The organism is Ruegeria sp. AL2 (genome assembly GCF_056540845.1).
The window spans coordinates 18,411-27,113 of sequence record NZ_JBQFXM010000028.1 but is presented as its reverse complement, the minus strand read 5'-3'; the positions used below and the strand labels follow the sequence as shown (position 1 = coordinate 27,113).

The 8,703-nt window shown below is 52.4% G+C and carries 8 protein-coding genes and 1 pseudogene; 2 read left to right on the top strand and 7 right to left on the bottom strand.

Features of this window, described 5'->3' with window-relative positions; translation table 11 throughout:
• Positions 1–356: 356 nt before the first annotated feature.
• Entirely contained in the window at positions 357–764 is a 408-nt protein-coding gene (locus ACR0ID_RS18730) for a c-type cytochrome (protein WP_480521453.1), read from the bottom strand.
• A gap of 1,099 nt (positions 765–1,863) precedes the next feature.
• Positions 1,864–2,367 carry an Hsp20/alpha crystallin family protein gene (locus ACR0ID_RS18725; RefSeq protein WP_480555835.1) on the bottom strand — a complete coding sequence of 168 codons (504 nt, stop codon included), beginning with the start codon at positions 2,365–2,367 and terminating at the stop codon, positions 1,864–1,866.
• Positions 2,368–2,647: 280 nt separating this feature from the next.
• On the opposite strand from ACR0ID_RS18725, the gene ACR0ID_RS18720 reads away from it, so the two are divergent.
• Both ACR0ID_RS18720 and ACR0ID_RS18715 read left to right on the top strand, forming a co-directional pair.
• On the top strand, positions 2,648–3,952 hold the full coding sequence (locus tag ACR0ID_RS18720) for a ferredoxin reductase family protein (RefSeq protein ID WP_480607830.1): 1,305 nt from the start codon (positions 2,648–2,650) through the stop codon (positions 3,950–3,952).
• Positions 3,953–4,287: 335 nt separating this feature from the next.
• Positions 4,288–4,809: a flavodoxin domain-containing protein gene (locus ACR0ID_RS18715; protein ID WP_480607828.1), complete on the top strand. Its 522-nt coding sequence runs from the start codon at positions 4,288–4,290 to the stop codon at positions 4,807–4,809.
• Positions 4,810–4,932: 123 nt separating this feature from the next.
• On the opposite strand, the gene ACR0ID_RS18710 is transcribed toward ACR0ID_RS18715, so the two are convergent.
• The 5 genes and pseudogenes from ACR0ID_RS18710 to ACR0ID_RS18690 form a co-directional block, all read right to left on the bottom strand.
• Positions 4,933–5,778, bottom strand: coding sequence for a universal stress protein (locus tag ACR0ID_RS18710; protein ID WP_480555836.1), 846 nt, complete (start codon positions 5,776–5,778; stop codon positions 4,933–4,935).
• 88 nt (positions 5,779–5,866) lie between these two features.
• Positions 5,867–6,244, bottom strand: a complete 378-nt coding sequence (locus ACR0ID_RS18705) for a SnoaL-like domain-containing protein (protein WP_480607824.1) — start codon at positions 6,242–6,244, stop codon at positions 5,867–5,869.
• A gap of 441 nt (positions 6,245–6,685) precedes the next feature.
• A complete protein-coding gene (locus ACR0ID_RS18700; RefSeq protein ID WP_480607821.1) occupies positions 6,686–7,084 on the bottom strand; it encodes an IS110 family transposase in 399 nt (132 codons plus the stop codon).
• Between the two features lie 91 nt (positions 7,085–7,175).
• Positions 7,176–8,075 carry a sterol desaturase family protein gene (locus tag ACR0ID_RS18695; RefSeq protein WP_480607818.1) on the bottom strand — a complete coding sequence of 300 codons (900 nt, stop codon included), beginning with the start codon at positions 8,073–8,075 and terminating at the stop codon, positions 7,176–7,178.
• A 145-nt stretch (positions 8,076–8,220) separates the two neighbouring features.
• Positions 8,221–8,622: pseudogene (locus tag ACR0ID_RS18690) on the bottom strand (IS110 family transposase); the annotation flags it as partial.
• Between the last annotated feature and the right edge of the window lie 81 nt (positions 8,623–8,703).

The window sequence follows — 8,703 nt, the reverse complement described above, 5'->3', positions numbered from 1 at the left end:
TCAGTCTCTGGGCCGCTTACACCGCCGAAATGGCAGCATAACCCTACTTTTCCAATGCTTCACAATCGGCCGGCAACAACTTGGCAATACCGTCCCGCCTAGTTGGGGGCTATTGCGGGGCAAGAATTGGGGGCCTGCCTCGCCGTCAGGCCCCCTGGTATGGTCCCGCGTTGCTGCCGCAGGCCGGTGTCGCGGTTGGAATGGCCCTTGTAGCCGGAGAGCAATTTCCGAATTGGGCCGCGTCCATCTTGGCCTTTACCTTAGCCAGTACTGTGGCCTTCGAAGTGGTAGGGCCGCCATTGACTCTCATGTCTATCAAACACACGGCTGATACAGATTAGCAGATTAGTCAGTGACTATTCAGCCTGGATCGATTCAAGAAAGGCGAGCAAATTCGCCAACGGCAGGCCTACCATCATTGGTTGCCCATTAGGCAAAGCTAACGCGATTTGTTGGTCTGTCTCAAACACCGCACCAAAGATTGGCATTTCGCCCCCATGGGCGAGCAATTGTGAACGACCATCAATCTGTTCAGCTATTCGGCCTATAGGAAACACTCCATCGTTTTCACTCGCCAGCTTGGTGAGGTCGGGTGTTCGAATAGCAAGCATTTCGGCCATCGGCCCATCCCCAGTTGCTTCGAAACCATGGCATTGCCAGCAATACTTCCGGTACAAATCACTTCCGGCACTGACATTGACGTCCTGCGCCAGTGCAGGTGCCGTGGTGAACAAAGCCAATAAAATTCCTAGAAAAAACTGCATATGCTCCTCCAATTCCCTACCTCTGATGAAGATTCAATTAAACAGTATCCCAAGGAAACTTCTTTGACCTTGCTCATGTTATTCGCTCCAGTAAGAACATTGGCGTTTCATTGGAATAGAGTTTGAGCACGCGCCAAATCTAATCCAGGCGAACATCCAATTGCGCCATCTCGACATTGACCTCACCACCTGCGTCCACAGATGATGCTCCTTCCGATACGTTCATATGCCTGAGAATTCTGCCAAAGGTGATAAGACACTCAATGCAACCATCTGAGAGCACGCAACCGAGCCGATACCACTCCGTCTGGCAGGCTGTCAGTCGCAACGTCGGAAATGAGCAAGTCTCTGCGAAGCTTCCTTTTCCGTCGTAGAAAACGGCGAACACGGTTCAGCGTGTTTTCACGTTTCTCTGGATAGTCGGTTTCCAAGTAACTGTCAGTTTCTGGAACTATCATCGAAGCAAGCCGTTTCAAACGCCGGTCCTTCGGCAACTCGATTATCCGATAATCTTGGCTACACCGGTAGAGCAGCCAATCAAGATGACCGAGGATATGGTACATACCCTTGATACTGGATATCTCTAAATCGGACCTGCTGAACAGTTTCATCTTGTCTATGTACGAGCGCGCTTCGGACACAGCAGTCTCAACGTTGTCCCCCCACAAAGTCGATTCCGTTTGGCTGAGATGTCCCCATACATGACCGAAGGTGTGCCACTTCGGCCCTTACAATTTGTTCGACTTTAGCTTTTGTTGTTTCCACAGCTATTTCTAGGATCCCAGGAATGAGAGGATCTAGAGATCTAGTTAACTCTGCACCTCTGTCGGGTAACAGCGCCTCGACAAGTCTGGCGGACGGTTTAGCGAACAGCAGGATCAGCACTACGCCTATCCAATCGCGTGAAGACATTCTACCACGCTGCAACACCGAACGTATGGCCACGTACGAGTGCTCAGAAACAGCATAATTGCAAACACTTACGATGTCTGCCCGGATTCAACCAATAACACTTATAGGTCCGCAACTCGAAAAGGCCGACCGATGATCGGCCCTCAGTGCTGTCATGTTTAAGGACAGCTGCGAACTAGCAGGCCGTCTATTTCGACGATACCTTTATCTTACGACTTGGATCCCGAGGCTTAGTCTTCGGCATTTCGATATGCAAAACGCCTTTGTCGAATGTTGCTGAAACCTTGTCGATTTCCACGGTGTCTGGCAGCGTCATGGCTCTAGAAAAGCTGCCATAGCTTCTTTCGCTGACACGCAGATCGCCCGTTTCATCATGCGCAATCTTCTTCTGACCGCGCAGGATTAGCCTGCGGTCCTTGACTTCAATTTCGACGTCATCCTCTTCGAGCCCCGGCAATTCAGCCGTAAGAACAATCGCAGAATCCGTTTCTTGGATATCAATCGCCGGTGAAATTGCACCCGTCATATCAAGAGACGGAAAACCCGTGCGTTGCGCAGCCGTTTCCATTGGTAGGAAAGGTGATCTTGCTCCAAAAAAACGCGACATCAGGGTTTCCATTTCACGTCGAAAATTGTCTGAGAGCGGATGCGTTCCAGTGAAAAGTTGCGGGGACTTTTTGTCTTCTAACATTTTTGGAACCTCCTCCTTTGGTCAGATTTCGCGCGCGTAACATTATGACAGAAAACGCGGTTAAGAACCTTGATCTTGCGCAAGCATGCAGCTTCAGCTTTTGCCAAATCGCACGAACCGGCTGAGCCAACAGAAACAAGAACCGTCAGCCAACAAACTTGCCATGTCGTGCTGAAATTAAGACCAATCTCAGTAGGCTTGATCGGAGTCCCAGGTCAGCTTAGCGTTTATCTTGAATGAGCCCGAGTTGCCTACCTTTAGCACAGTGGAACAAAGCCGTATGAAATGGCCGTATCTGGCGCTGATTTACGTTTTGCTGATCTTGGCTCCCTTGGGTTTTTCTTGGTCCTTGGGATGGCCACCGCGACCATTTCATCAAGATCTCGGGTCCGGGCTTGGAATGCTTGCATTTTCAATAATCCTGGTGGAGTTCGTCCTGTCTGGGCGGTTCCGGTTCATCTCTTGTAGTTTGGGTATGGATGTGACCATGCGGGTGCATCAGTTGATGGCGCGTACCGCACTCGGCTTTGCGCTTATACACCCGCTGCTGTATCAGGGAACGCCTTCTGGCGGACGCCGCCCGTGGGATGAAACACACCAACTTACGATTACGACCGACTTTTCTGCGCTGGTATCTGGCATCGGCGCTTATTTTTTACTGTTCATTCTGGTCGCCTCGGCAATTGCCCGTAAATCCCTTGATTACAAATACGAGACATGGCGCCTCTTACACGGGCTGGGAGCCTTGGTGATTGCCTGCCTGCTATTGCACCACACGGTATATGCTGGGCGCTACGGTGGGCATCCGCTATTGACGTATCTCTGGCTTGCCCTGACCAGTATTGCAGTTGGAGCTTCACTGTATGTCTATCTCGTTCGTCCTTTGCGTCAGAGGAAAAGGCCGTGGCACGTCACTTCTGTGTGTCGACTAACACCGAGGCAATGGGAGTTGCGCGTCAAGCCCGATGGTCACAACGGACTGACCTTCAAAGCAGGGCAGTTTGCTTGGCTAAATGTCGGCCACAGTGCCTTCTCGCTACACGAGAACCCATTCTCGATTAGTTCTGCACCGGCCGAAGGACCCGAAGTTTCATTCATGATCAAGGAGCTTGGGGATTTCACATGCGGCCTCGGAAAGATCGCTCCGCAAACCCCGGTCTATCTGGACGCCCCATACGGAAATCTGTCGATCGACCACCGTCCTGAGAAAGGCATTGTACTGATCGCAGGTGGCGTCGGGATCGCGCCGATGCTGAGCATTTTGCGTCAGACAAGGGCGAGTGGGACACGGCACGATATCAAGCTTATCTATGGCAACCGGGTCGTGGAACAGATTGCTTATCGCCAGGAGTTATCCAAGGAAGATACAGTATTTGTTCTATCCGAACCGCCAAAGGATTGGCGCGGAGAAACAGGTTTGGTCGACGGTCCCCTATTGGACCGCAATTTATCTTCTAAGCAATTTGAAAGCTGGCTTTATGTTCTCTGCGGCCCCCCTGCCATGATGGACGTCGTCGAAGATCATCTAATCGCACGGGGCACCGCGTCCTACCGGATTTTGTCTGAAAGGTTTGACTATGATTAGATTGCTCAGAAACCTGCCCGCGCGCCAACAGGTGAAGTTCTCGGTGTGGTGTATCAGTTTTACAATTTTCACCGCTGCCTTGACCTTTTCCTTAAGATAGCAAAACGGACCATTTGGCCTTGCTAGTTTCAAAATTGTCAGCCGAAACAAGCAAGTTCTCTTGGAAATAGCTGTCGTCGCGAACTTCCTCAAAATCATTCTCCGCTTGGACAGCAATTACATACCACAACTATCCCGATATGCTCCCAAGAAACGCCTTTGATGGAGATCAAGGGCAACGCTCGCCACTTACTCATAATAAAAAATCTATTCAGGCCGATTTTGGGAGGATCGGAATGACCGTACTCATCGCCTTCGCTACCGTCGAAGGCCACACAGCAAAGATTGCGCGTTTCATCTGTAATGTCGCGAAGAATGCCGGTTTCAAAACAAACCTGATCAATACCGATGATTTCTCTGGCCACGTATCGCTTGACGGTGTGGTCAAGGTTGTTCTTCTGGCCCCTGTCCACGAACGTAGGCACCCCGAGTCATTCGAGGCTTTTGTCACTTCAAACAGAGATGCCCTAACTAAACGAAAGTCTCTCGTGCTTTCCGTTGGTCTAAAAGCTTCTTTCGCGTCAGGTCGAGAAGAAGCACGCGACTATCTCAACGAAATGTTTATGCGAACAGGTTTTGAACCGAATGCGACGGCGTTGATCGCAGGCGCGGTGAGGCCCGAGAACTACGGGTATTTTGAGAGGGAGGTCCTTAAGCACGTTGTCTTGCTAGGTCGAAAAATCGATCCACAAGATGGGGCACGGGAATTTACTGACTGGGACGAACTGACGTCAATTGTAATAGATTTCCTTAGCTGAAACAGTCGGGCAAACCAGCATCAATCTCAAGCGATTTCCTAATAGCAACTGGCTGCTCCCGCATTTGCAGGTGAACATTTTTAGCTATGGCTCCCAGCAAATCACAGTCGCCGGTTCGTTTAATCAGTGTCCGAAAAGCACTGGCAACCTCGTCTGCTCTAACATTGCTTGCGTCGTTCCCCCAAAAACTGACTCACGCAAATGAGAATGCCCATAAGCGCCCATAGCAACGAGGTCGGCCCCCAATTCTCTTGCGCGTTCTTGAATGCAGTGTTCGATCGAAGCCCCACCACATGGGAACTGCGACACGGTCGCGTTGCAACCGTGATGGCTGAGCCATCCAGCAATGTCAGTTCCGGGCACTTGATCTTTTACGTCATCAGGCGACGGCAAATCAAAACACCCAATCACAACTTCGTTGGCCGCCAGAAAATAGGGTAAAGCTAAATGCGCAGCCCTAGACGAAGGCAGGCTATCATTCCATGCCAAAAAAATGCAGTCGCGTTGGGCAAACGGATCTCCATTGATCATCAGGGGGACCGGCGAATGAAACAACACTCCGCACGCGATCTTGTGAAATAAATCGGGGTCTTTTCGCAACTCAGCGTCTAGAAAAGCGATATCAGAGCAATTTGCTTGTCCTGCCACAAGATGCTGTAACTCTGCTCCAGATCCCATAAAGGCGATTACATTTGCCGGTACGCCCTGCTCGACCAGAAACGCTTCAACTTCAGTGGCGCGGGACATCAAGGCGGCATTTTGCGCGTTAAGAACATCCAACCAGTTTGAGGGAAGACCCCCCTCAACGAACCTGTTTGATCCATACTTTAAGTAAGGCAGGTTAGGTAAAGCCGCGATCATTACACAAATCAAGTGGCCGTTCTGAATACGGGCAGTTTCAGCGCATTCCAAAATCGACGCGTCGTCAGCATCAACTCCTACATAATATGCCACTGTTCTGTGTTGCATTCCCGACCTCCGTCCGGAATTTCAATTCGCCCAAGAGCCATGCGCACTGATTAAACCAACAAATAGACGATGTTGTTAGTCGCTCTTCTTACTTAGGCAGCATGAAGAACTCTTCCAGCACAATCTTGCCTTCTGCCACCGAATACATTGCGATCTCGCGCAGGGTCATACGCTCACCCGTAGCCTTCTGAACCACTTCAGCCCTGAAGCGCACTCCAAAGCGGTTGGGTGGGTGGACGTAGGGGCCATCCACGTCTAGTTCTTGAATTTCGTGCGATGCCAACCAATCCCCTCTTTTTCCCTTTATGGCTTCTCGACCCTTTGTAACGCGGAATTGGCGAACTGGAGGCACAACTGCCTCTATCGACTGTGCGTTTTCAGCATACATTTCATCAACACTTCCAAGGCCCCTGCGCTTACGCATGGCCTGGACGAATGATCTTCCGAATTCAACCAACTCTTCCATGAGCACCCCCTTAATTACCATTGACTGTACCACTTCTTGCCCACGCAAATCTTGACAAGGATCAATGAGCATCTGGGTAAATGTAATGCGGCCAACTCGCACTCACCTCTGCGAAGCCATTAGGGTCAGGACTTCGGTAACGGAGCCGTCCCAGTCAAGCTGTTTTGCGTAGCGTGATTGATCCGCCAAGGCGGTGTAACTTTACCTTGTTCGTGTCCGCTCTGCTTTCTGTCACGGCCTTCGATTGAGATCCTTGGGGTACATGCTTCGGGTCGTGGTCAGCGCGACGGCTGCCAACATGATGCTGGTTCGATGTATTTCCGATGTGCCCATCTCATAGGCGTGCATGACTAGATTCAGCGACGGTCCAGACCACGACATCATCGGAACCACGTCCCTGCGAGACCTCGAAGGCCCGCTATCAGGCAGGCAACAGGTGGATTAACAGACGATCAGACCATGTTCAGTGCAGCGTCGAGCCGGAATACGGTGCCATCGACCCAAATTCGATGGAGAATGGCCAATACCGATCATACGGATGCCGAAGGTTTTGAGGACGCCACGGATGTGACCTTCGAGGTCTTTGCGCTGCCGGATCAGCCTTTCAAGGGCACCGACAAGGCATCGCAGCCGGTCGACCTCTTCGCTGCGGATATGCACCGCAGTGAACCAGCCGGTTCGGGCGAGCTGCGCCAATCCTTCGGCATAGGTGGCGTCAGACTTGTTGAGCCGTGCCGACAAGCACTTGTGCGCCTTGAGGGCAACAATGCAGGTCGCAGGCAGACCGAGACCGGCGAGGCCGCGCTGCAACAAGATCGACAACATTCCGCTTTCATGCACGATCCGTCGGGGCGTAAGTTCGCGGTTGCGAAACCAGCCCGCGACGCCCTGGGGATCAGCGGGACAGACGCCACGCGCTACAGTCTCAACGCTATTGGTCTATTTGGTCAGTGCCAAGCTTGGTTTGCCCGGACGAGACAGATGAAGATCGCTTCCGTTGGCTCGGGGTGTCGAGGGCACCTCCGCTCGCCGGGCCGCGCAGCGGCTGAATCAGCATTCGGTCGAGCCAGAGGTCTCGGCGTGTGCGAAACTGCTCGATGCCGATTTCCATGCCCTTATGCCCCATCTCGGGTTGCGCAACGTAAGTGCCTAGAAGTCGGTCCCACCACGGTAGATTAAAGCCAAAGTTCGAGTTGGTCTCGCTTGGATCAACGGAATGGTGGACTCGGTGCATGTCTGGAGTGACGACGATCCATCTAAGTATTCGATCCACCGGACGCGGCAAGTCAATGTTTGCGTGATTGAAGAGCGCAGTAGCGTTCACGATCACCTCGAACAGGAGCACGGCGACAGCGGGCGGCCCCAAGGTTGCTACAACCGCCAGCTTGATCCCCATCGAGATGAGAATTTCTACCGGATGGAAACGCAAGCCAGTGGTCGCGTCAAAATCGAGGTCGGCGTGATGCATCCGGTGCAGACGCCAAAGCCCCGGTACGGCGTGGAACATCACATGCTGAAGGTAGATTGCGAGATCGAGAAGCAGCATGGAGGCCACGATGGCAACCCAAACCGGCGCCTCGATGTTGTTGAAGAGCCCCCATCCGCGATCCTCGGCCATAGCTGCGAGACCAACAGCGAGGATTGGAAAGGTCAGCCGCAGGATGGCGGTGTCGAGCACCACGAGCGCAAGGTTGTTTGTCCATCGGATAACGCGCGGAATATCCCGTCTTCGCCGGGGTGCGGCCACTTCCCAAAGTGCCATCGCCGCCAGGACGGATAAGAAGGCAATAAGGCGGATAGTTGGTTCAGCAGCAAGAATTGTGTCGGACATGGACATCCACTATTCGGGTTTCTGTCGCGATAGAATTGCAAGCTGTTCTAGGCGACGACCGCTCCAATGTAACGCAGACATTCAAGCGATACCATCAGAGGGCGGCTTGGGTCCGCAACTCTGCCGTTCAGCAGATTTCAGCGAACGTCCGCTGCCGAACCAGCAACTCCCGGGCCCGCAGAACCATTGCGGACGCCTGGATCTCTTCACTTTTCACGGCAACAAAGCGCATAGTTGGTCTACTCGCGGCTTCGCAGATCGCTTCCGCATCGGCCGTATCGTTCTTTTGACATTTGACGAATGGATTCACGTAGGCCGGATGGATCAGCTTGACTTCGTGACTCAAGCGACTGATCTTGCGCGCCCAATAATGCGCACTGGCACAGGCCTCCATTACAACCACGCAACGCGGCAGCTTTGCGAAGAACTCAAGGACCTGACCCCTGCGCAATTTCTTCCGAAGAACAAGATAACCTGATCCATCCGCTCCGCGCACCTGGAAAACGTTCTTCGCCAAATCCAGGCCAATCATACTAATATTTTCCATAAACGCCTCCATTCAGGTTGTTTGCAAACCTAAGATGGCACACCGAGGCCAGCGCGGGCGTCTACACCTTCAGAACCGGAG